Source organism: Streptomyces sp. NPDC054956, assembly GCF_053609185.1.
In genome coordinates, this window is record NZ_JBSGXB010000120.1 from 1 (window position 1) to 20,748 (window position 20,748).

Here is a 20,748-nt window from a genome sequence, read left to right on the forward strand (position 1 = left end):
GGCTGGAATTGCCCTCCGGGCAATCCAGCCCCGCCGGCGATTGAGGCGATCTTTTCAGCCCCGCCGGCGTTTGAGGCGCGGGGGTCCGGGGGCAGGCCCCCGTGCGGCGGCGCCGCAGGACTATCGCGCAGCGGGGAGGCGGAGGGCCGCCAGGACCGGGAGGTGGTCCGTCGCCGCGGCGAGGTCCGCCGCAGAGACTCCCGGCAGCCCCGCGGGGACACCGCAGGCCAGGACCTCGACCCCTTCGCTCGCGAAGATCGCGTCGATGCGGCGCGGCGGCTCGGAGCGGACCCAGGTGTGCTCGCCGCCCCACGGCGCCACCGCCCGGCAGTCCTGGAGGGCCGCGGCCAGCCGTTGGAAGGCCGGTCCCGACGGGCCCTCGTTGATGTCGCCCGCCGCGATCGCGTACGGCACGTCCATCCCGTCGAGAGCCTCCAGGAGCAGGCCGGACTGGGCCAGCCGCTCCGGCCCGTCCAACGACAGGTGCGCGCTGAGCACCCCCATCCGCACCCCGCCGAAGCGGACCACCGCCGTGGCGAAGCCCCGCCGGTGCAGCCCCGGCGTCAGGGGCAGCAGTACGTCCCGGGTCCCCTCCACGAAGGCCCGTAGGGAGCAGAGGAGCAGCGGCCCGGCCGCGGTCGCGCCTCCCGACAGGACCACCAGACCGCTCTTCTTCGCGAGCCGCGCCGCGTGCTTGCGCCACCGGAAGAACCGTGGCGCCTCCTGTACGAACACCAGGTCCGGCGCGCACGCGCGGATCACCCGGGCCAAGGCCTCCTCGTCGTCGCGCAGCGAGCGGACGTTGTAGGAGAGCACCCGGATCACGGCGGAACCATCGTCTTCGGTACGGGAGTTCGGCAGCTCGGCGAGTTCCATACCCGGCAACATAGCCAGACTGCCCGCCGTACCCCAGGGGGCACGGCGGGCAGTTGGAGGAAACGGGGAGGGCTCAGCCCTGGCGGGCCAGGTCCGCCGCGCCGACCAGGCCGGCCCGGCCGCCGAGCTGTGCGGCGAGCACCTGGGCGTGCGGCCGCCAGGCGCCGCCGATCAGCCAGCGCTTGAAGGACTTGCGGATCGGGTCGAGGACCAGGTCGCCCTCGTCGGAGACGCCGCCGCCGACGATGAACGCCGACGGGTCGAAGAGCGAGGCCAGGTCCGCGAGGCCGGCGCCCGCCCAGCGGGCGAGCTCGCGGAAGGAGTCCACGGCCACCAGGTCGCCCTGGCGGGCGGCCTCGCTGATGTGCTTGCCCTCGATGCCCTCGGGGGTGCCGTCGCCGAGCCCGAGCAGGATCGTCGCGTTCTCGGGGGTCGCGTTGGCGCGCTGCTTCGCGTACCGGACGAGCGCGCGCCCGGAGGCGTACTGCTCCCAGCAGCCCTGGCTGCCGCAGCCGCACAGCAGGCCGTCCGGTACGACCCGGATGTGGCCGAACTCGGCGGCCACGCCGAAGCGTCCGCGCCGGAGCTTGTTGCCGATGATGATGCCGCCGCCCAGGCCCGTGCCGAGCGTGATGCAGATGACGTCGTCGTGGCCCTGGCCGGCGCCGAAGCGGTACTCGCCCCAGGCCGCGCAGTTCGCGTCGTTCTCGACGACCACGGGCAGGCCGATGCGCTGCTCGACCTTGTCCTTGAGGGGCTCGTGGCGCCAGTTGATGTTCGGCGCGAAGAGCACGGTGGCGCGCTTGTCGTCCACGTATCCGGCGGCGCCGATGCCCACGGCGTCGATGGTGTGGCTGCTGCTGACCTCGGACACTGCGGCGCAGATCGCGTCCGTCACTCCGTCCGGGGTCGGCGGGGTGGGCACCTTGTACGTCTCAAGGATGGTGCCGTCTTCGTCGACCACGCCGGCCGCGATCTTCGTGCCGCCGATGTCGACGCCGATGGTGAGTCCCATTAGTCCCTCGGTTTCCGGTCAAACCCCGCCGCCGCCAACGGTACCCGAGTGGGGAAGAGGATCAGTCGAGATCGATCCGCTCGGCGGGGGCGCCGCCGTCCTCTCCGCCGGGGTTGCCGCCGGGGTTGCCGTCGGTCGTGCCGCCGGGCCGCTCCCCCGCCCGGTCGCGGGGGTCTTCGCGCGTCCAGCGGCGTTCGTGGCCCTCGACCGCGGAGCGGTAGGCGGCGAGCAGCTCGGAGCCGGCGGCCGCGAGGTGGTCGAAGACCTCGGGGTTGCGTTCGATGACGGGCTTGGCGGCGCTCTTCGCCTGGTTGACGAACTGCCGGACGGCGCCCTGGGCGGCGACTCCGAACAGCGGGTTGTCGAGCGCCGAGACCTTGTCGGCGACGGCCTCGAACAGCTTGAAGAGCTCTTCGGCGGCGGTCCCGGTCCCCGACCGGGCGCCGGCGCCCTGCTCGGACCTGCGGCGCTCCTTCTCCGCGGCGAGGTCCTCGGCACAGGCCTTCGCCCAGGCGTCGTCGTCGGCGGAGGCGTCGTTGGGGCGGTCGGTGGCCTCGCTCATGGCGGACTCTCCTGCGGCGGCGGCTGGACCTGCGGTACGGGCTACCTTTCGACCTTACCCGAACGGCGGTACGGGGTTCAGGCCCGCTCCTCGCGATCCTGCCGGGGCCACAGCCCGGGGTCCGGGGTGAAGCGGATGCGGAGCTCGCCGGCGGTGAGGGCGGCGCCGGAGACCGTGCAGCGGCGCAGCACCGCGGGCAGCGGAACGATCCTGCGGTACGGGCCCACCGTGAGCAGCAGCTCGTCACCGCGGCGGATCAGGTCGAGCTCCGGCTTCTCGGCGCGGGGCAGCGGGACGCGCCAGAGCAGCACCCCGTCCTGCGCGAGCCGGTCCTCGACGGTCCACTCCGGGCGGAGCGCGGTCGCCGGGGCGGGAGCGGGAGCCAGTTCCGCCAGGTCCTCGGGGCCCTGGGGGTCCCGGCCCAGGTGGGGTACGGGGAGCACCGGGAGGTCCTCCTCGGCGGCCCACCGGGCTGCGCACTCCTCCCGCTGGGCGGCGAGTCCCGCGAGCCACGGGTCCGCGGATCCGGCGGGCAGCATCCGGTTGGCGACCAGCGCCGAGACGGGCAGCTGCTGCAGGGCGAGCCCGAGGCGGCCGAGGCGCAGCGCGGCGTCGGAGGCGGGTCCGGGCTCCGCGACGAGCCGTACCGAGGTGGTGGGGGCCTCCACGACGGCCTGCACGGCCGCCAGCTCCTCGTCCCAGCGGGCGGCGGCCGCGTACAGCCACTGCGCGGGCATGGGCACTCCGGCGAGCTGGGCCAGTACGGGGCGCAGGGCGCGGGCGGCCTGCCGCTCGGCGGGGAGCAGCCGGGCGAGGTAGCGGCGCAGCTGGGCGGGGAGGGCGAGGGTGGCGACGGCCTGGTGCAGCGGGGGCATGTCGACGACGACAAGGTCGGTGCCGGGCTCCGCCGCGGCCCGCCGCAGGGCCCTGAGCAGCGCGAACTGCTCGGCTCCGGGCAGCTCGGTGAGCTCGTCGGCGCCCAGCGGCCGGGCTCCGAGCATCCCCAGCAGCGCGGAGCCGCGCTCCTGGAGCGAGACGAGCTCCTGGCGGAACTCCTCGCCGGAGTCGACGCGGGCGCAGCGCAGGGTGCCCTGCGGGGCCAGGGCGGGGCCGCCGGGGTCGGCGGAGAGCAGCAGCACGCGGTGCCCCTGCCGTGCGGCGGCGAGCGCGGTGGCCGCCGCGACGGTACTCCGCCCCGCCCCTCCGGGGCCGGTGACGAGGAGGGTGTGCATGGTGCTCCCTTTTTGACGCGCCGCTCGCACCGCTCGGCGCTGGCGCGCTTCCCGGGCTTCGCGTCGCTGCGCCGGACTCCGTCCGGCGGGGCGTGGGCGGGGGTGCCGCCACTGTCGTGTGATGAGGGGTCCGGTGGGCGGGTGCGGCTCGCTGTGCCCTGCGGGCGGCGGAGGTCCCCTGCCCGCCCTTCGCCCGTTCCCCGGGGCCCCGCCCCGGACCCGTTGCGGCGCCACTGCACGGAGGCCAGCCCCCGACCCCCGCGCCTCAAACGCCGGCGGGGCTGGATATGCCCGGGCAGAATCCAGCCCTGCGGCGGAGACCCAGGGGCTCGGGCGCAGACCTGGGGCACCCGTCCAGCCCGTCCGGCGATTGAGGACCGGGTCAGGGCGGAGCCCTGGGAACGGGCGAAGGGCGGGTAGGGGACTTCGCCCCGCAGGGCACACCAGCCGCACCCGCCCACCGGGCCCCCGCGCCGCGACAGCCCTGGAGACACCCCCGCCCAGGCACCGACGGACGGAGTCCGCCGCCGCGGGCCGAGGCCCGGGAAGCGCGCCGGCGCTGAATGGCGCGAGGACCGCGTCGACTACGGCGCGGGCCGCGTCAGGAGGACTAGGCCGCCGCCGCTTCCACTCGCTTCTTCAGACCCGCCAGCGCCCGGTCGATGATGACCTTCTCCGCCTTGCGCTTGATCATGCCCAGCATCGGGATCTTGACGTCCACGGTCAGCTGGTAGGTGACCTCGGTCCGCGTCCCGCCCGCGAGCGGCGCGAGCCGGTAGGAGCCGTCCAGCTGGCGGAGCATCTGGGACTTGTCCAGGGTCCAGCTGACCTCGTCCGCGCCCTTCCACGTGTACGCCAGCGTGTGGTCGTCCTTGATCGCGCCGGCGTCGAGCAGCAGGCGGACCTTCTCGGCCCGGCCCTCGGCGTCGGTGCCCAGCACCTCGGCCTCCTTCACCTCGCCGGTCCACTCGGGGTAGCGGGCGAAGTCGGCGATCACGGCCATGACGTCGGCCGGGGACGCCTCGATCGTGATGCTCGAGCTGGTGTGTTCCGCCATCGCGGTCGCTCCTCCGGGGAGTGTTCGAGGAAGTGTGCGGACGGCCGGGGCCGCCGCGTGAAGGCTATCGCGCGTGCGGGGTTCACCACTCCAGGGCCCACGGCCTTCCGGTGGCGGCGAAATGGCCCACGTTCACGCACTCTGTGGAGCCGATCCGCATCCGCCGGGCCAGCGGCTGGTGGACGTGGCCGAAGAGCGCGTACCGCGGCCGCATCCGCCGGATCGCGGCGAGGAGCGCTCCGCTCCCCCGCTCGAAGCGCCGGGCCACCGTGTCGTAGCAGAGCTCGGGGACCTCCGGCGGGATGTGCGAGCACAGCACGTCGACGTCGCCCAGCGCCTCCACCTTGGCCGCGTACTCCTCCTCGGGCACCTCGTACGGCGTGCGCATCGGCGAGGGCAGCCCGCCGCCGACGAAGCCGAAGACCCGGCCGCCGATCTCCGCGCGTTGTCCGTCGAGCACGGTCAGGCCGGGGCCGGCGTACTCGGGCCACAGGCCGGGGATGTCGACGTTGCCGTAGGTGGCGTAGGTGGGCCGGGGGAAGGCGGCGAACATCTCCGCGTACTGGCGCCGGACCGCGCCCTCGACCAGGCGTTCCCGGTCCAGCCCCGCCCACAGCCCGCGGGCGAACTCGCGGGCCTCCTCGAACCGGCGCGCGGTGCGCAGTTCGACGATGTGGTCGGCGTTCTCGACGCCGAAGAGGTCGGGGAAGATGCCGCGCGAGTGGTCCGCGTAGTCGAGGAAGAGGACGAGGTCGCCGAGGCAGATCAGCGCGTCGGCGCCCTCCCCGGCCCGGGCGAGGGCCTCGGTGTTGCCGTGGACGTCGCTGACGACATGGACCCGTGTCCGACTTTTCGTGCCACCCATGCCGCCACCCTAGGGGCGCTTGGCCACCGCCGGTAGGGAATCGGGTCAGGCGGCCGGACCTGCGGTTACTTCCGAGTCGCAAACGGGGTCGACTACTGTCGGGTCGATACGACCGCCGCATGTGACGCAGCGAACATCTGGCCGGTTCCCTCTATCCGGAACCCACTACCGGTGGGTAACGTCCGGTCGGTCCACATGGTGGCGATGGCGCCCAGAGGAGCAGCAGTCTTGCGCGAGTTCAGCCTTCCGGCCCTGTACGAGGTCCCGTCGGACGGGAACCTGACGGATCTCATCCGCCGCAATGCCGCTCAGCATCCCGACACCGCCGTCATGGCCCGCAAGGTCGACGGCCGGTGGCAGGACGTCTCGGCGACCCAGTTCCTCGCCGAGGTCCGTACCGCGGCCAAGGGCCTGATCGCCTCCGGCATCCGGCCGGGCGACCGGGTCGCCCTGATCTCCCGCACCCGCTACGAGTGGGTGCTGATCGACTTCGCGATCTGGAGCGCGGGCGCCGTCACGGTCCCCGTCTACGAGACCAGCTCCCCCGAGCAGATCCAGTGGATCCTCGGCGACTCCGGCGCCGTCGCCGTCGTCGTGGAGTCCCCCGGTCACAGCGCCGCCGTGAACGCGCTGCGCGACCGGCTGCCGGAGCTCCGCGAGGTCTGGGAGATCGAGCAGGGCGCGCTGGCGACGCTGAACGCGGCCGGCGCCGGGGTCAGCGACGCCGAGGTCGACGCGCGCAGCGCGCTGGCGGGCGCCGACGACCCGGCCACCATCGTCTACACCTCCGGCACCACGGGCCGCCCCAAGGGCTGCGTGCTGACCCACCGCAGCTTCTTCGCCGAGTGCGGCAACATCGTGGAGCGCCTGAGCCCGCTGTTCCGGACCGGCGAGTGCTCCGTCCTGCTCTTCCTGCCGGCCGCGCACGTCTTCGGCCGCCTGGTGGAGGTGGCGGCCGTACTGGCGCCGATCCGCCTGGGCTGCGTACCGGACATCAAGAACCTCACGGACGAGCTGCAGTCCTTCAAGCCCACGCTGATCCTCGGCGTGCCGCGCGTCTTCGAGAAGGTCTACAACTCGGCGCGCGCCAAGGCGCAGGCCGACGGCAAGGGCAAGATCTTCGACGCGGCGGCCGAGACGGCGATCGCGTACAGCCGCGCGCTGGACCTGCCGGGCGGCCCGTCCCTGGGTCTGAAGCTCAAGCACAAGCTGTTCTCGAAGCTGGTCTACAGCAAGCTGCACACGGTCCTCGGCGGGCGCGGCGAGTACGCGATCTCCGGCGGTGCCCCGCTGGGCGAGCGCCTCGGCCACTTCTTCCGCGGCATCGGCTTCACGGTGCTGGAGGGCTACGGCCTGACCGAGTCCTGTGCCGCCACGGCCTTCAACCCGTGGGACAAGACGAAGATCGGTACGGTCGGCCAGCCGCTCCCCGGCTCCGTGGTGCGCATCGCCGACGACGGCGAGGTGCTGCTGCACGGCGAGCACATCTTCAAGGAGTACTGGAACAACCCGACGGCCACCGCCGACGCGCTGACCGACGGCTGGTTCCACACCGGCGACGTCGGCACCCTCGACGAGGAGGGCTACCTGACGATCACCGGGCGCAAGAAGGAGCTCATCGTCACGGCGGGCGGCAAGAACGTGGCGCCCGCGGTGATCGAGGACCGGATCCGGGCGCACGCGCTGGTCGCGGAGTGCATGGTCGTCGGCGACGCGAGGCCGTTCGTGGCCGCGCTGGTCACCATCGACGAGGAGTTCCTGGGCCGCTGGGCCGCGGAGCACGGCAAGCCGGCGGGTGTGACGGCCGCGGAGCTGCGCGAGGACGCTGACCTCATCGCCGCCGTCCAGAAGGCCGTGGACGACGGCAACGCGGCGGTTTCCAAGGCGGAATCGGTGCGGAAATTCCGCATTCTGCCCTCCCAGTTCACGGAGGAGTCGGGCCACATCACGCCTTCGCTGAAGCTGAAGCGGAATGTGGTGGCGAAGGACTTCGCGGACGAGATCGAAGCCCTCTACCGGGCCTAGAGGGGCTAGCGGGGGTCTTCGACGAGGACCCTCGCCATGTTCCGCTCCGCAAGGGCGGTGATGGTCACGAAGGGGTTCACCCCGAGCGAACCGGGGATCAGCGAGCTGTCGGTGACGTACAGGCCCTGGTAGCCCTTGACCCGGCCGTAGTCGTCGGTCGCGTCCCCGAGGACGCAGCCGCCCAGCGGGTGGTAGGTGAAGTTGTCGGCGAAGTTCTTGTTGTCGCCGAAGAGGTCGTAGCGGTAGATGGTGAAGTTGGCCCGGTTGATCCGGTCGAAGAAGCACTTGGCGGCCTGCACCGACGGGGTGTTCTGGTCCCGGGTCCACTGGAGCTTCGCCGAGTCGCTGGCGGCGTCGTAGGTGAAGCGTCCGCGCTCCGGGTTCTTGGTGATGGCCAGGTACATCGAGATCCAGTGCTCGATCCCCATCGGGAGCGGGGCGATCTCGGCGAAGACCGGGTTCGCGGCGTTGTCCCAGTCGTCGATGCCCATGGCGGGCATGGTGGCCTGGTTGGCGCCGACGGTGTCCCACAGGTGGTTGGCGCGGGCCGTCATGACGTTGCCGTTGTGGCCCCAGCCGAGGCCCACCTTGTCGTTCAGGGCGGGCAGCGTGCCGGTCTCGCGGGCGCGCAGCAGGATCTCGGTGGTGCCGAGGCTGCCGGCGCCGAGGAAGAGCTGCTTGCAGCCGAGTTCGCGGACCTGGGTGACCCGGCCGGTGAGATCGCTGGTCTGGACGGTCAGGACGTAGCCTCCGGCCGGGTCCTGCCGTACGCCGACCACGCGCTGCATGGTCTCGATGGTGACGTTGCCGGTGCCGAGGGCGGCGGCGAGGTAGGTCTTGTCGACGCTCTTCTTGCCGTGGTTGTTGCCGTAGATGACCTCGCCGGCGAGCGCGGACTTGGTGGCGGTGCCGGCGGCCTCGCGCTTCATGTACTCGAAGTCGTACACGTTGGGGACGAAGGTGGTCTTCAGACCGGCGTTCTGGGCGTGCTTGCGGGAGATCCGGGCGAAGCGGTACCACTCCGTGGACTCGAACCAGGCCGCGTCGATGTCGTTGACCCCGAGCATGGCGCGGGCGCGGGGGTAGTAGGTCCCGTACATCTCGTCGGCGTTCACCCGGGGCATGACCTCGGTGAAGTACGAGCGCTTCGGCGTGGGCGCCATGCCGCCGTTGACGAGGGAGCCGCCGCCGACTCCGCGGCCCACGTACACCGACATGTCGCCGTAGTTCACGCGGTCCAGGACGCCGGGGTACGGGCTGATGTTGCGGTTGACCACGTCCAGCCACAGGAACTGGGCGAGCGGGGCCTCGGTGCGGTTGCGGAACCACATGGAGCGCTGGTCGGGCGCGGAGGTGGAGGGGAAGATCTTCCCGTCGGGTCCCGGGGTGTCCCAGAGCCGGCCCATCTCCAGCACGACGGTCCGTACTCCGGCCTGTCCGAGGCGCAGTGCGGCGACGGCGGAACCGTAACCGGAGCCGACGACGATGGCGGGGGCCCAGCTCGCGGCCGCCGGTTCGGCGGCGGCCGCGGACTGCAGGCCGATGCGGGTGAAGCCGAGGGCCGCCGCCGTCTGGAGGGCGCCGATCCCGAGGAGTTGACGGCGCGTCAGTTTGGGTGTCATGGCGGCATGATGAGGTGGATCGCCCGATACCCCCAGAGTCGGTACTGACACATATCTGAGTGACAGTCAGCCATGGCCGGTCCGGGCCCCTTGTGCTACCGGAGCGGCGACCGGACGGGCCTCGGCGGGGCCTTTGCAGGGCCTCAGAGCAGTTCGCGCAGGCGCTCCGCGAGGAGGTCCCAGCGCCACTTCTCCTCGACCCAGGCGCGGCCGCGCTCGCCCATGCGGCGGCGCAGGCCGGGGTCCTGGAGCAGGGCGACCACCCGGTCCGCCGCGTCCGCCGGGGAGCCGCCGGGCACCACCCAGCCCGTCTCCCCGTCCAGCACCGCGTCCGGGGCGCCGCCCGAGTCGCCCGCGACCACGGGCAGGCCCGTCGCGGAGGCCTCCAGGTAGACGATGCCCAGGCCCTCCACGTCCAGGCCGCCCCGCCGGGTGCGGCAGGGCATCGCGAAGACGTCCCCCGCGCCGTAGTGGGCGGGGAGTTCGGACCACGGGACGGCTCCCGTGAAGACGACCGACCCGGCGACCCCGGTGGAGGCGGCGAGCTTGCGCAGGTCCTCCTCGTACGGGCCGCCGCCGACGACGAGCAGCACCGCGTCGGGCACCGCCGCCAGGATCCGCGGCATCGCCTCGATCAGCGTGTCCTGGCCCTTGCGGGGGACGAGCCGCGAGACGCACACCACGACCGGGCGGTCCGACAGTCCCAGCCGGGCCCTGATCGCGTCGCCGCCCGAACCGGGGTGGAAGGTCTTCTCGTCCACGCCCGGCGGGAGCTGCGTCATCCGCGCCGCCGCGCGGTCCGTCACCGCCGAGGCGATCCGCGAACGCGTGTACTCGCCCAGGTAGGTCAGCGTGTCCGTGCCCTCGCCGATCCGCCGCAGCAACTGCCGCGCGCCCGGCAGCTGGGCCCAGCCCGCCTCGTGCCCGTGGGTCGTCGCCACGATCCGCTTCGCGCCGGCCCGGCGCAGGGCGGGGCCCATCAGGCCGAGCGGGGCGGCCGCGCCGAACCACACCGACTCGCAGCCGTGTTCGCGCAGCAGGCCCACCGCCCGGCGGGTCACCCGCGGGGTGGGCAGCAGCATGGTCGTCCGGTCGCGCACGACCTGGAACGGCTGCTCCGCGTCGAAGGCGGCGGTGGCTTCCCGGCCTTCGGCGGAGTGCTTCCAGGTGGAGGCGTAGACGACGACCTGCTCGGGGTCGAGCCGCAGGGCCATGTTGTGGAGGAAGGCCTGGATTCCTCCCGGGCGCGGCGGGAAGTCATTGGTCACGATCAGCGTCTTGTGCATCGCTTCGCGACCCTACCGGAGCGGGGCCCTGCGGGGCGGAGCCTGCGGGGCGGGCTGCGCCCAAGCCCCTGGGGCTCCGCCCCGGCCCCTGCGCCTCAAACGCCGGCGGGGCTGGATCTGCGCGGCCCCTCGGCGTGCAGGTGCGGGCCGACACCGGCCAAAATCCAGCCCCGCCGGCGTTTGAGGCGCGGGGGTCCGGGGGCCGGCCCCCGTGCGGCGGCGCCGCAGACGGACCATCGCGCGGCAACCGCCCCCGTCAGCGGAACTCGCGGCGCAACTCCTGCTGCCAGGCCCGGGTCAGGGCGGTGGGGTCCGTTCCCAGGGTGCGGTCCGTCGCCTCCGGGAGGGAGTCGAGGCCCGCACGCTCGTACAGGGAGACCAGCGCCGCATCGCCCCAGCGCCGGGCGATGAGCCGGCAGGCCATCCAGGAGCCCTCGTACGCCCGCGCCAGCGCCTCCGCGTCCCCGCCGAAGGCGAAGGCCTCGTTCGCGGGGAGGGCGCCCGGCAGGTCGCCCCTGCGCACCGCCCTGGCGAGCGCCGGGGCGGTCTCGGCGGGCGTGCGGGTGCCCGTGCGGTACGCCGCCCAGTCCGCGAAGCCCTCGGAGAGCCACAGCGGGGTCTTCGCGGTGGTCGCGGCACGGGTGGCGACGTGGGTGGTCTCGTGGGTCAGGATCACCTGGCGGCCCTCCCCCGTGAGCTGGGCGTACCCCTCCGGGTTGACCACCACCCGGTCCGCGGGGGCCGGACCGCCCCCGGTCCGGCCGGTGGTGACCGCGCCCAGGCCCCGGTACTCGTCCGCCGGCCGCCCCAGCAGCGCCGCCATCGCGTCCAGGGATCCGGGGACCAGCACCACCACCCGGCCCGCCCACGGGCGCGGCCAGGCGGCGCTCGCGGCCGGTACCGCGAGGTCCGCCTCGGCGGCGATCGCGGACAGGGCTGCGGGACTCTGGCCGGCCCCGCCCAGCACCAGGGCGTGCGCCCCGCGCTCCACGGTCACCGGGCCCTGGTCCCACAGCTGCGGCGGGGCCCCGGGCGCGGGTCGGTCGGCCGTCACCGTCCAGGTGCCGCCGGAGCCGGCCGAGGCGGCGGCCGGGCCGCCACCGGCCCCGTCCCGGGTGAGCTCGACCTCGCGGGCGGACCCGGCGGGGGCCGCGTCGTACCCGGTGAGCCGGTAGCGCAGCTCGGCGCGCGCGAAGGCCCGTACGCCGTCCTCGCGGACCGAGGTGACCTCGTACGACCAGTCCTCCAGCGGGATCGCCGCCAGCCGGCCGGGCGGGGCCGCCGACCAGGCGGCGACGGCGCCGCGGACGGCCCGCTCGGTCGCGGAGACGGCGCGCCCGGAACCGGAATCCGAACCGGAACCGGATCCGGAACCCGGCGCGCACCCCGCGAGCGGCACGCACAGCAGCACCGACAACGCCAGCGCCCGTACGCGCGGACGGCGCAGGGCGGGGCTGAGGAGACGAACGAGGCCCGGGAGCATCAGCCGATCGTACGCAGAACGCCTCCGGCCCCTGCCGGCCCAGGCCGTCTCTTCCGGATCTTGCCTGACCCGCGCCGCCCGGCACCGCACCTCGCCACGTTGTCGAGGCACCCGAGGACGCCCAGCAATCGGGAGCCTCTCCGCGTTGCCATCCACGACACCGGACGACGCGGGCTCAACCGGCAAGATCCGGAAGAGTCGGCCTAGGGCCGCGTCACCGAGGACACCGGCATCATCCCGACCGGGTCGTAGCGCACCCGCGCCCCCGGGTACGGGGCGTGCACCACCTGGCCGTTGCCCACGTACATGCCGACGTGGCTGGCGTCCGAGCGGTACGTCACCAGGTCGCCCGGGCGGGCCTCCGAGAGCGGGACCTGCCGTCCGGCGTGGCGCTGCGCCTGCGAGGTCCTCGGCAGCGCGACGCCCGCCTGCCGGTAGGACCACACCATCAGCCCGGAGCAGTCGAATCCGGTGGGCCCGGTGGAACCCCAGACGTAGGGCCGGCCGACGGCGGAGCGGGCGGCCATCACGGCGGTCGCGGCGCGGCCGGAGGAGGCCCCGAGGGAGGACGGGCCGGAGAGGTCGGGCAGGCCGTCGGGGCGGCTGCCGGAGCGCGAGGCGCGCTCGAAGTCGGCGCGCTCCTGGGTGGGCATCGCGTTCAGCAGCCGCCGGGCCGCGGCGAGTTTGGCGGTGACGGCGCGCTTCTCCTTCGCCACGTCGGCGCGCAGGGCGTCGAGCGCGACGAGTTTGCGGGAGGCTTCCTCGCGTTCCTGGCCGAGCCGGCGCTGCTCGGAGCGCAGTTCGTCGAGCTGCCGGGCCTGACGGCCGGTCAGCCGGTCGAGGGCGGCGGCCTTGGCGAGGTAGTCGTCGGGGTCGTCGGAGAGCATCAGCTCCACGGCCGGGTCGATGCCGCCCGCCCGGTACTGGGCTCCGGCGTAGGTGCCGAGCACCCCGCGCATGGTGTTGATGCGGTCCTGGCCGCGGGCCACCGCGTCCTGGATCCGGCCGACTTCGGTGCGGAGCCTGTCGGCCTTCTCGCCCGCCTGGTTGAAGCGTTCGGTGGCCTGCTCGGCCTCCTCGAAGAGCCGGTCGACCTGCGCGCGGGTGCTGCCGGAGGGCTCGTGCGGGAGTCCTGGGGCCGCGCTCGCGGGTGCGCCCGTCATGGCGACCGCGGCTCCTGCCGCGGCGGCGGTGAGGACGGTGACCTTCGTGTTCCGGTCGAGGGCGCTGTGCCCGGGCCGGCGATGGGACGCCACGTGAAACCGCTCCCTTCCGCTGCGCGGGACCGGGTCCGCCCCCCGTGGACGGACGTGTGCCGGGTTCCGCGGTGGCAGACAGTAGCGGCGGTGCGGGGCGCCGGCCAACGACCTCCGGCGGGCACACACAGTGACGCCCCGCCGGAGACGCAGGTCACCGGCGGGGCGTGTGGTCAGATCGGGGCCTCGTAATTCGCCCGGATGGGCGGTGTACGGCGCGCCCCGTCGGGTCCGGGGCGTCAGCCGCCGACGCGGACCCCGTACGCGAATCCGCTGAGGGAGCCGTACAGGACTCCGGAGCTCGGGTTGGCGGCGTGGAAGACCTTGTTGTTGCCCGCGTACAGCCCGACGTGCGAGAGGCTCGAGTAGAAGACCAGGTCGCCCGGCTGGAGTTCGCTCAGGCTGATCTTCCGGCCGTTCTTGACCTGGTCGTACGTGGTGCGGCCGATGGTGATGCCGGCCTGCTTGTACGCCCACTGGGTGAGGCCGGAGCAGTCGAACGCGTTCGGGCCGGTGCCGCCGCGGACGTAGGACGCGCCGTTCTTGGTCACGGCGGCGCGCAGCGCGTCCGCGGCCCGGCCGGAACCCGTTACGGCGCCGGCCTCTGCGGCGTCGGCGCCGGCGGCCTTCTTGGCCTCTTCCTTGAGCGCGGCGCGCTCCTGCGCGGTCAGCGAGTTCAGGAGGGCCTGGGCCTCGGCGAGCTTGTCCGACGAGATCTTCTTCTTCTCGGCCAGCTCCTTGCGGGTGGCGTCGAGGTCGGCGAGCTTGCCCGAGGCCTCCTGGCGCTGCTGCGCGAGACTGCGCTGCTTGGCCTGGATCTTCTGGACCGCTTCGACCTGCTTGCCGCTCAGCTGCTCGAGCGTGGAGGCCTTGTCCAGGTAGCTGTCGGGGTCGGCCGAGAGGAACAGCGCGAGGGACTGGTCTATGCCGCCGGTGCGGTACTGGGCGTTGGCCATCGAACCGATGCTGCCGCGCAGGGTGTTGAGGTCCGCCTGGCCGCGGGCGACCTGGTCCTGGAGCTGACCTATCTCCTTCTCCAGGGTGTCCTGACGCGTCTGGGCCCCGTTGAACTTCTCCGTGGCCTGCTCCGCCTCCTCGTAGAGGGCGTCGACCTTGGCCTTGACCTCGTCCTTGCTGGGCTTGGCCGGAGCGGCGTTGGCGGCCTGGCCGGAGAGGGCCACGGCGGCGGCCGCGGTGACGGTGAGCACGGTCACGCGAGTGCGGGTCGGCTGCTTGGGTCGACGGTGGGACGCCACGAAGGCGAGCTCCTTCTTCCTAGAGCCGCCGAAGAACGCAAGCTCGGCGACACCTTCGCTGCCACCCCGAATGAGTGAACTACCGCACGAAGGTTTGAGGTGACCCTAGTGACCCTTCTGTGATCAGTTCAAATCCTGCCGGGAAAAAACTTGCCCTCCGACCAGGTTCTTTACCTATGGAGCACGCTCTGTGCCGACGACTTGACGGTCCGTCCCCCCGATCACATGCCAATTCCGGCATCCGGGCCACCAGTTACGAAACGCGCGAAAGCCGCTTCAGCAACAAGGCGGACGTCACCGGCCGCGCCCCCGCCTTGGCCACCCCGTCGGCGACCTCGCGGTCCGTGGAGACCACGACCACCGGACGGCCCGGCGGCTCGGCGCGCACCAGCTGGCGGATCAGCTCGTCCGCCGTCACCCCGGCCTTGGAGAACAGCACCCGCACCCCGCGCGGCGGCGCGAGCAGCACCGGGGCCGCCAGCTCCGCCCCGTCGAAGACGCAGGTCATCTCGGCGCCCGTCTGCGCGGCCAGCATCGACAGCCCGCCCAGCAGCCGCAGCCGCTGCTTCTCCAGCGGCATCGTCGGGTAGCCGGTCTTGGTGACGTTGTAGCCGTCGACCACCAGATGCGCCTGGGGCAGCGCCAACAGCTGGTCCAGCAGCGCCGGATCGGTCTCCGACAACGCGCGCGCCGCGATGTCCTTCGGGGTCATCCGGCCCGGCTCCACGGCCTCCACCGTGTCGGCGGGACGCGTGGACACCGGAGGCAGCGCGAGCTCCCGGCGCAGCCCCGCGGCCGCGTCCAGGACGGTGTCCAGCAGCAGCCGCAGCCGCATGTCCTCGATGCTGCGCCCCTCGCGGGTGGCCCGGCGCGAGGTCTCCAGCGCCGTCTCCACCTCCGCGAGGCGGGACTTGAGCCGCCGGCTCTCGCTCTCGGCGGCGTTCACCTGGGCGGCCGCCTCGGCGCGGATGCCGTCGATCTCGGCGTTGACCTTGCGCAGGGCCGCGTCGCCCCGCTTGACGTCGCTGAGGGCGCTGCGCAGCTTGCGCTGAAGCGATTCCGCTTCCTTGCGCGCCGCCTCGAGTTCGGCCCGCACCTGGTCGCCGCCCGCGCGCTGCAGTTCCCGTACGTGGGCCAGCTCCTCGCGGAGCCGGTCCATCTCCCGGCGCGCCTCCTCGCCGAGCCGCTCGGCGTCGGCGCGCTGCGCCTCCTCGCCGGCGGCGGCCACGAGCTTGACCCAACCGGCCGGCCGCAGGACGTACGCGGCGGCCGCCACGTCCAGCGGGTCGGCGGCGGCGGGCGGGGCGCCCGACTCCAGCGCCCCGGCCAGGTCGGCCTGCGCCTCGCGGAGCTTCTCGGCGACCCGGCCCCGGAAGACGGGGTCGCTCTCCACGGCCGTAGCCATGGCGTTGCCCGCGAACTTCGCGCGCCGCGTCGGGGTGAACCGCGCGTACTGGCGCAGCTGCGCCGGGAGGTCCGCGACCGTCAGTCCGCCGAAGGCGTCCGAGACGAGCGCGACGACCCGGCGCCGCACGCCTTCCGGCAGCGGGCGGTCGAGCACCTCGGCGGCGTCGCCGGCCGCGTCGGCCGGCTCAGCGCCGCTTGCTGGCTCCACAATCCGTCACCCCTACCGTCATTCACCTGCGGGCGGGGCTCCCTCAGGAGTCCGCGCCCGGCCTGTCCACGAGCTCGATCTGGTCCACCGCGTTGCACCAGCGGCAGCGCACCGACTCGATGGTCTCATTGACCACCTCGCGCTCCTCGACCTTGGGCTCCCCGGCGAGGTCCAGGTGGACGTACTCCACGACCTTCGACGAACGGGTGACGTCGAAACGCGTGAGGTTGCCGCACAGGGTGCAGCGCCACCGGGTGGTGTCGGTCGGCAGGGGAACCGTCATCAGGCCGCTCTCTCCATCTATGTCGTACACGCGGTCTTCGTCTTGTACGGACGTGCCATATGGGCCCGTGCCGTATGACTGCGTGCGTAGCTCGTAACCCTACGGCCTGCCGCACCCGCGGGCGGGCCCGGCTGGGTCATGCTCGGTCGCATGATCGTAAGGTGGCAGGCCGTACGCGAGGCCGCCCGGGGACCGGTGGTCACCCACGCGCTGATCGCCGGCTGCTGTGTGGTGTTCCTGCTGAGCCCGGCGTCGGGGCTGAACCCGGTCTACGGGACGGGCGATCAGCTGCTGACCACGGGGACGGCGTACTTCCGGCGCTGGGGCGTGGTGCCCGACGAACTGTTCGCGGGCAGCGGACGGGCGCTGCTGACCCCGCTGACGGCCCTGTTCGTGCACGGCAGCTGGCTGCACCTGCTGGGCAACATGCTCTTCCTCTTCGTCTTCGGGGCGATGACGGAGCAGCGCATGGGCCGGGCCGGGTTCCTCTGTTTCTACGTCTGTACGGGTTACCTGGCCCTGGCGGCGTACGCGGCGGCCAACGCCTCCTCGGACCAGACGCTCGTCGGGGCCTCCGGGGCGATCTCCGCGGTGCTGGGGGCCTTCCTGTGCCTGTTCCCCAGGGCGCGGGTGACGAGCCTGTTCCCGTTCCTGCTCTTCCTGCCGCTGCGGTTCCCCGCGTGGATCGTCCTGATGTTCTGGTTCGCCCTGCAGTGGCTGGCGGCGCACCGGGCGGGGAGCGGGCCGGGAGTCGCCTATCTGGCCCACGTGGTGGGCTTCTCGCTGGGCTTCCTCTACGCGTGGGTGCGCTACAGGCGTGGGGCTAGAGTGAGGCGAACAGTCACCGCCGGCGAGGGAGACAGCCAACCGTGATCACCGCACTCGTGCTCATCAAGACCAGCGTGGACCGGATCCCCGAGATCGCCGAGGCCATCGCCGCGCTGGAGAACGTCAGCGAGGTCTACTCCGTGACCGGCACCTACGACCTGATCGCCCTGGTCCGGGTGGCCCGCCACGAGGCCCTGGCGGACGTCATCCCCGGCCGCATCAGCAAGATCCCGGGCGTCGAGGCCACGGACACGCACGTGGCGTTCCGTACGTACTCCCAGCACGACCTGGAAGCGGCGTTCGCGATCGGCCTGGACGCGTAGCGGTCCGCCGTCCGGCGTTTCACAGCCCCGGCGGGGTCTCCCCCGGCCGGGGCGTGCGGCCCTCCTGGAGCCGGAACAGGCAGCCGCACGGGCAGTCCTCCAGATCTCAGACCGCCGGGACGCAGCGGCCCTCTTCCGTGCGGTACTGCCACTTCGCGCCGTCCGCGACGAGCTCCTTGACCGCGCGGACGAAGCGGTCGACGTGCTCGTCGGGGGTGCCGGCGCCGAAGCTGACGCGGATCGCGTTCAGGGACCGCTCGCCGGGGGCGGCCTCCGGGGCTCCGCATTCGCCCTGGGCCTGCGGCTCGCTGCCCAGCAGGGTGCGGACCAGCGGGTGGGCGCAGAACAGGCCGTCGCGCACGCCGATCCCGTACTCGGCGGAGAGCGCGGCCGCGAAGTGCGAGCTGTTCCAGCCGTCCACCACGAAGGAGATGACGCCGACGCCTGGCGCGTCGTCGCCGAAGAGGGACAGGACGCGGACCGCCGGGACGTCGGCGAGGCCCTCCCGGACCTTGGCGATGAGGTGGCGCTCCCGAGCGACGAGGCTCTCGAAGCCCGCCTCCGTGAGGGCCTTGCAGGCCGAGGCGATGGAGTAGACGCCGATGACGTTCGGGGAGCCGGCCTCGTGGCGGGCCGCGGTGGTGTGCCACTCGACGTCGACGCCGCCGTCCTCGCGGCGGGCCACCTTGCGGGAGGCCCCGCCACCGGCCAGGTACGGCTCCGCCTCCTGCAGCCAGTCCGCGCGGCCGGCGAGCACGCCCGAGCCGAAGGGCGCGTAGAGCTTGTGCCCGGAGAAGGCCACCCAGTCCACGTCGAGGTCCCGTACGGAGACGGGGTGGTGCGGGGCCAGCTGGGCGGCGTCCAGGACGATGCGCGCGCCGTGGGCGTGCGCGGCGGCGGCGAGCTCCTTGACGGGCCACAGCTCGCCGGTGACGTTGGAGGCGCCGGTGACGCAGACCAGGGCCGGACCGTACGGGTCGCGGTCGGCGAGCGCGCGCTCCAGGGTGGCGACGGCCTCGTCCGGGGTGCGGGGGGCGTTGAGGTAGGTGACCCGCGCGTCGGTCCAGGGCAGGAGCGAGGCGTGGTGCTCGGTCTCGAAGACGAAGACCTGGCAGTCGGCGGGGATCACCGCGGCGAGCAGGTTCAGCGAGTCGGTGGTCGAGCGGGTGAAGATCACCTGGTCGGAGGGCCGGCAGTCGAGGAACTCGGCGACCGTGACGCGGCTCTGCTCGAACAGGTCGGTGGAGAGCTGGGAGAGGTATCCGGCGCCGCGGTGCACGCTGCCGTAGTACGGGGCGTACGCGGCCACGTCGTCCCAGACGCGCTGCAGGGCGGGGGCGCTGGCCGCGTAGTCCAGGGCGGCGTAGGTGACTTCGCCGCCGGTGACGAGCGGCACGGTGACGTCGCGGCCGAGGACCGGCAGCGGCTCGGCACAGGCGGGGTCGACGGCGGTGGTGGCGGTGGCGGCAGCGGTGGTGTTCAGGGTCGCGGACATGGCGGTATCTCCCGGCAGGCAGGGCTGAATGGCTTCGGAATGCCCGTACGCGGGTACGGCGCTGCGGCCGTCCGGGGTACGGGAGAGCCTCGGAGAGTCGGGGTGGCGTACATCGGGGTACGCGGAAGTGACCCTGTTCCGAGGGTTGAAGAAGGGGCGGACTCGCCCTATCGCATTCGCTTGCTCACGGAAAACACTCCTCGAGAGACCAGGACCCCTGGCCCATCACCCCAATAAGAGGTGTGAGGGATCCGCGCTTGCCGTAGACCTCACTGCCTACGACCTGGTCATCACCCGGGGCACCCCGCCACGGAAGGAGGGTTGCCGGACAGCAAGCCGGGGCCTAAACGCTGTCACTCGTGACCTGCTGAGCATCCTGCCACAAGATCCCGCACGCGCAAGACCCCGGTCCACATGGCGGACCGGGGTCTTGCGCGGATCTTGGCTCGATCCGGAGGGTGCCGCGGCCCGGCCGCGGCATCCGTCAGCGGTTGGTGGCCGCCACCCACCGCGCGAGCGCCGCCCGGGCCGCGCCCGAGTCGATCGACTCCGCGGCCCGGGCGATGCCCGCCGCGAGCTGCTCCTCCAGGGTGCCCGGGCCCGGGTCCAGAGCGACCAGGGCCGCCGCCGAGTTCAGCAGCACCGCGTCGCGGACCGGGCCCTGCTCGCCGGCCAGGAGACGGCGTGCGACGTCCGCGTTGAACGAGGCGTCCTCGCCGCGCAGCGCGGAGACGTCGACCAGGGAGATGCCCACGTCGCGCGGGTCGAAGGCCTGCTCGGTGACTCGGCCGTCGCGGACCCACCAGACCCGCGAGGTCGCCGTGGTGGTGAGCTCGTCGAGGCCGTCGTCGCCGCGGAAGACCAGGGCCGAGGAGCCGCGCTCCGCCAGTACGCCCGCCATGATCGGGGCGATCCGGGCGTCGGCGACACCGGTGGCCTGGGCCCGTACCTTGGCCGGATTCGTCAGCGGTCCGAGGAAGTTGAAGGTGGTCCGGATGCCCAGCTCCTTGCGGGCCGGTGCCACGTGCCGCAGCGCGGGGTGGAACTTGACCGCGAAGCAGAAGGTGATCCCGGCTTCCTCGACGACCTCGGCGACCCGCGCCGGGGTGAGGTCGAGGTTGACCCCGAGCTTCTCCAGGACGTCCGAGGAGCCGCTGGCGGAGGAGGAGGCCCGGTTGCCGTGCTTGACCACCTTGGCGCCCGTACCGGCCACCACGATCGCCGACATCGTGGAGATGTTGACGGTCTTGGCGCCGTCGCCGCCGGTGCCGACGATGTCCACCGTGCGGCCCGGCACCTCGATGAGGTTCGCGTGCTCGTACATGGCCCGTACCAGGCCGGTGATCTCCGCGACCGTCTCCCCCTTGGCCCGCAGCGCGACGGCGAAGCCGGCGATCTGGGCGTCGGTGGCCTCTCCGCGCATGATCCGGTCCATGGCCCAGGCCGTGTCGTCGGCGGCGAGGTCCCGGCCGGACAGCAGGGCGTCGAGGACACCCGGCCAGCCGCGGGCCGCCACGCTGTCGCCGCCTGCCGGGGTCACAACGTTCATGGTCCGCTCCTGATGGTCCACGCGAATGGGAAGGCCTTCAGCCTATCCAGCCCCGGAGACGGCAATGAGCCCCGTCCCGATGGGCGGACACGGAAGATCAGAAGTCCGCCACCCCGGACG

At 73.1% G+C, this 20,748-nt stretch carries 18 protein-coding genes and 1 riboswitch; of the genes, 3 read left to right on the forward strand and 15 right to left on the reverse strand.

Going from position 1 to position 20,748, the window contains the following annotated elements; genetic code table 11:
- Nucleotides 1-120 precede the first annotated feature (120 nt).
- The 6 genes from ACWGDE_RS19925 to ACWGDE_RS19950 form a co-directional block, all read right to left on the reverse strand.
- Nucleotides 121-876, reverse strand: a complete 756-nt coding sequence (locus ACWGDE_RS19925; protein ID WP_453390315.1) for an endonuclease/exonuclease/phosphatase family protein — start codon at nucleotides 874-876, stop codon at nucleotides 121-123.
- A gap of 73 nt (nucleotides 877-949) precedes the next feature.
- A complete protein-coding gene (locus ACWGDE_RS19930) occupies nucleotides 950-1,891 on the reverse strand; it encodes an ROK family glucokinase (protein ID WP_453390316.1) in 942 nt (313 codons plus the stop codon).
- Between the two features lie 61 nt (nucleotides 1,892-1,952).
- Complete coding sequence (locus ACWGDE_RS19935) at nucleotides 1,953-2,453, reverse strand: DUF5304 domain-containing protein (RefSeq protein WP_453390317.1); 501 nt, start codon at nucleotides 2,451-2,453, stop codon at nucleotides 1,953-1,955.
- A gap of 77 nt (nucleotides 2,454-2,530) precedes the next feature.
- A complete protein-coding gene (locus tag ACWGDE_RS19940; protein WP_453390318.1) occupies nucleotides 2,531-3,685 on the reverse strand; it encodes an ArsA family ATPase in 1,155 nt (384 codons plus the stop codon).
- A 610-nt stretch (nucleotides 3,686-4,295) separates the two neighbouring features.
- A complete protein-coding gene (locus tag ACWGDE_RS19945) occupies nucleotides 4,296-4,742 on the reverse strand; it encodes an SRPBCC family protein (RefSeq protein WP_453390319.1) in 447 nt (148 codons plus the stop codon).
- A gap of 82 nt (nucleotides 4,743-4,824) precedes the next feature.
- On the reverse strand, nucleotides 4,825-5,607 hold the full coding sequence (locus ACWGDE_RS19950; RefSeq protein WP_453390320.1) for a metallophosphoesterase family protein: 783 nt from the start codon (nucleotides 5,605-5,607) through the stop codon (nucleotides 4,825-4,827).
- Nucleotides 5,608-5,835: 228 nt separating this feature from the next.
- On the opposite strand from ACWGDE_RS19950, the gene ACWGDE_RS19955 reads away from it, so the two are divergent.
- Nucleotides 5,836-7,632 carry an AMP-dependent synthetase/ligase gene (locus ACWGDE_RS19955; protein ID WP_453390321.1) on the forward strand — a complete coding sequence of 599 codons (1,797 nt, stop codon included), beginning with the start codon at nucleotides 5,836-5,838 and terminating at the stop codon, nucleotides 7,630-7,632.
- 5 nt (nucleotides 7,633-7,637) lie between these two features.
- Here ACWGDE_RS19955 and ACWGDE_RS19960 read toward each other — a convergent pair whose 3' ends face one another.
- From ACWGDE_RS19960 to ACWGDE_RS19990, 7 genes are all read right to left on the reverse strand, one after another.
- On the reverse strand, nucleotides 7,638-9,254 hold the full coding sequence (locus ACWGDE_RS19960) for a GMC oxidoreductase (RefSeq protein WP_453390322.1): 1,617 nt from the start codon (nucleotides 9,252-9,254) through the stop codon (nucleotides 7,638-7,640).
- Between the two features lie 143 nt (nucleotides 9,255-9,397).
- On the reverse strand, nucleotides 9,398-10,540 hold the full coding sequence (locus ACWGDE_RS19965) for a glycosyltransferase family 4 protein (protein WP_453390323.1): 1,143 nt from the start codon (nucleotides 10,538-10,540) through the stop codon (nucleotides 9,398-9,400).
- A gap of 256 nt (nucleotides 10,541-10,796) precedes the next feature.
- On the reverse strand, nucleotides 10,797-12,023 hold the full coding sequence (locus tag ACWGDE_RS19970) for a hypothetical protein (RefSeq protein WP_453390324.1): 1,227 nt from the start codon (nucleotides 12,021-12,023) through the stop codon (nucleotides 10,797-10,799).
- A gap of 203 nt (nucleotides 12,024-12,226) precedes the next feature.
- Nucleotides 12,227-13,279 (reverse strand): NlpC/P60 family protein, encoded by a 1,053-nt coding sequence (locus ACWGDE_RS19975; protein WP_453390325.1) that lies wholly within the window; start codon nucleotides 13,277-13,279, stop codon nucleotides 12,227-12,229.
- A gap of 239 nt (nucleotides 13,280-13,518) precedes the next feature.
- Nucleotides 13,519-14,535: an NlpC/P60 family protein gene (locus ACWGDE_RS19980; RefSeq protein ID WP_453390326.1), complete on the reverse strand. Its 1,017-nt coding sequence runs from the start codon at nucleotides 14,533-14,535 to the stop codon at nucleotides 13,519-13,521.
- 253 nt (nucleotides 14,536-14,788) lie between these two features.
- The gene (locus ACWGDE_RS19985) at nucleotides 14,789-16,153 is read right to left on the reverse strand and encodes an NYN domain-containing protein (protein ID WP_453390330.1); all 1,365 of its coding nucleotides are present in this window, start codon (nucleotides 16,151-16,153) and stop codon (nucleotides 14,789-14,791) included.
- Between the two features lie 40 nt (nucleotides 16,154-16,193).
- The gene (locus ACWGDE_RS19990) at nucleotides 16,194-16,433 is read right to left on the reverse strand and encodes a hypothetical protein (RefSeq protein WP_008738811.1); all 240 of its coding nucleotides are present in this window, start codon (nucleotides 16,431-16,433) and stop codon (nucleotides 16,194-16,196) included.
- Between the two features lie 150 nt (nucleotides 16,434-16,583).
- Between ACWGDE_RS19990 and ACWGDE_RS19995 the strand changes: the two genes are divergently transcribed.
- Together ACWGDE_RS19995 and ACWGDE_RS20000 are read left to right on the forward strand one after the other, a co-directional pair.
- Nucleotides 16,584-17,306, forward strand: a complete 723-nt coding sequence (locus ACWGDE_RS19995; protein ID WP_453390327.1) for a rhomboid family intramembrane serine protease — start codon at nucleotides 16,584-16,586, stop codon at nucleotides 17,304-17,306.
- Nucleotides 17,303-17,584, forward strand: coding sequence for an Lrp/AsnC ligand binding domain-containing protein (locus ACWGDE_RS20000; RefSeq protein WP_112446366.1), 282 nt, complete (start codon nucleotides 17,303-17,305; stop codon nucleotides 17,582-17,584). Before ACWGDE_RS19995 ends, ACWGDE_RS20000 begins: the two co-directional genes overlap by 4 nt.
- Before the next feature lie 106 nt (nucleotides 17,585-17,690).
- Here ACWGDE_RS20000 and ACWGDE_RS20005 read toward each other — a convergent pair whose 3' ends face one another.
- Nucleotides 17,691-19,079, reverse strand: a complete 1,389-nt coding sequence (locus tag ACWGDE_RS20005) for an aminotransferase class V-fold PLP-dependent enzyme (protein WP_453390328.1) — start codon at nucleotides 19,077-19,079, stop codon at nucleotides 17,691-17,693.
- 248 nt (nucleotides 19,080-19,327) lie between these two features.
- Nucleotides 19,328-19,444, reverse strand: a riboswitch (SAM riboswitch).
- A 119-nt stretch (nucleotides 19,445-19,563) separates the two neighbouring features.
- Complete coding sequence (gene trpD / locus ACWGDE_RS20010) at nucleotides 19,564-20,628, reverse strand: anthranilate phosphoribosyltransferase (protein ID WP_453390329.1); 1,065 nt, start codon at nucleotides 20,626-20,628, stop codon at nucleotides 19,564-19,566.
- Nucleotides 20,629-20,748: the final 120 nt, after the last annotated feature.

Excerpts from the sequence above, each read along its gene's own strand:
- ACWGDE_RS19995 (WP_453390327.1), top strand. The coding sequence starts at position 16,584 with ATGATCGTAAGGTGGCAGGCCGTACGCGAGGCCGCCCGGGGACCGGTG.
- ACWGDE_RS19935 (WP_453390317.1), bottom strand. The coding sequence starts at position 2,453 with ATGAGCGAGGCCACCGACCGCCCCAACGACGCCTCCGCCGACGACGAC.
- ACWGDE_RS19940 (WP_453390318.1), bottom strand. The coding sequence starts at position 3,685 with ATGCACACCCTCCTCGTCACCGGCCCCGGAGGGGCGGGGCGGAGTACC.
- ACWGDE_RS20005 (WP_453390328.1), bottom strand. The coding sequence starts at position 19,079 with ATGTCCGCGACCCTGAACACCACCGCTGCCGCCACCGCCACCACCGCC.
- ACWGDE_RS19950 (WP_453390320.1), bottom strand. The coding sequence starts at position 5,607 with ATGGGTGGCACGAAAAGTCGGACACGGGTCCATGTCGTCAGCGACGTC.
- ACWGDE_RS19925 (WP_453390315.1), bottom strand. The coding sequence starts at position 876 with ATGGAACTCGCCGAGCTGCCGAACTCCCGTACCGAAGACGATGGTTCC.
- ACWGDE_RS19990 (WP_008738811.1), bottom strand. The coding sequence starts at position 16,433 with ATGACGGTTCCCCTGCCGACCGACACCACCCGGTGGCGCTGCACCCTG.
- ACWGDE_RS19965 (WP_453390323.1), bottom strand. The coding sequence starts at position 10,540 with ATGCACAAGACGCTGATCGTGACCAATGACTTCCCGCCGCGCCCGGGA.
- ACWGDE_RS19960 (WP_453390322.1), bottom strand. The coding sequence starts at position 9,254 with ATGACACCCAAACTGACGCGCCGTCAACTCCTCGGGATCGGCGCCCTC.
- trpD (WP_453390329.1), bottom strand. The coding sequence starts at position 20,628 with ATGAACGTTGTGACCCCGGCAGGCGGCGACAGCGTGGCGGCCCGCGGC.
- ACWGDE_RS19930 (WP_453390316.1), bottom strand. The coding sequence starts at position 1,891 with ATGGGACTCACCATCGGCGTCGACATCGGCGGCACGAAGATCGCGGCC.
- ACWGDE_RS19970 (WP_453390324.1), bottom strand. The coding sequence starts at position 12,023 with ATGCTCCCGGGCCTCGTTCGTCTCCTCAGCCCCGCCCTGCGCCGTCCG.
- ACWGDE_RS19945 (WP_453390319.1), bottom strand. The coding sequence starts at position 4,742 with ATGGCGGAACACACCAGCTCGAGCATCACGATCGAGGCGTCCCCGGCC.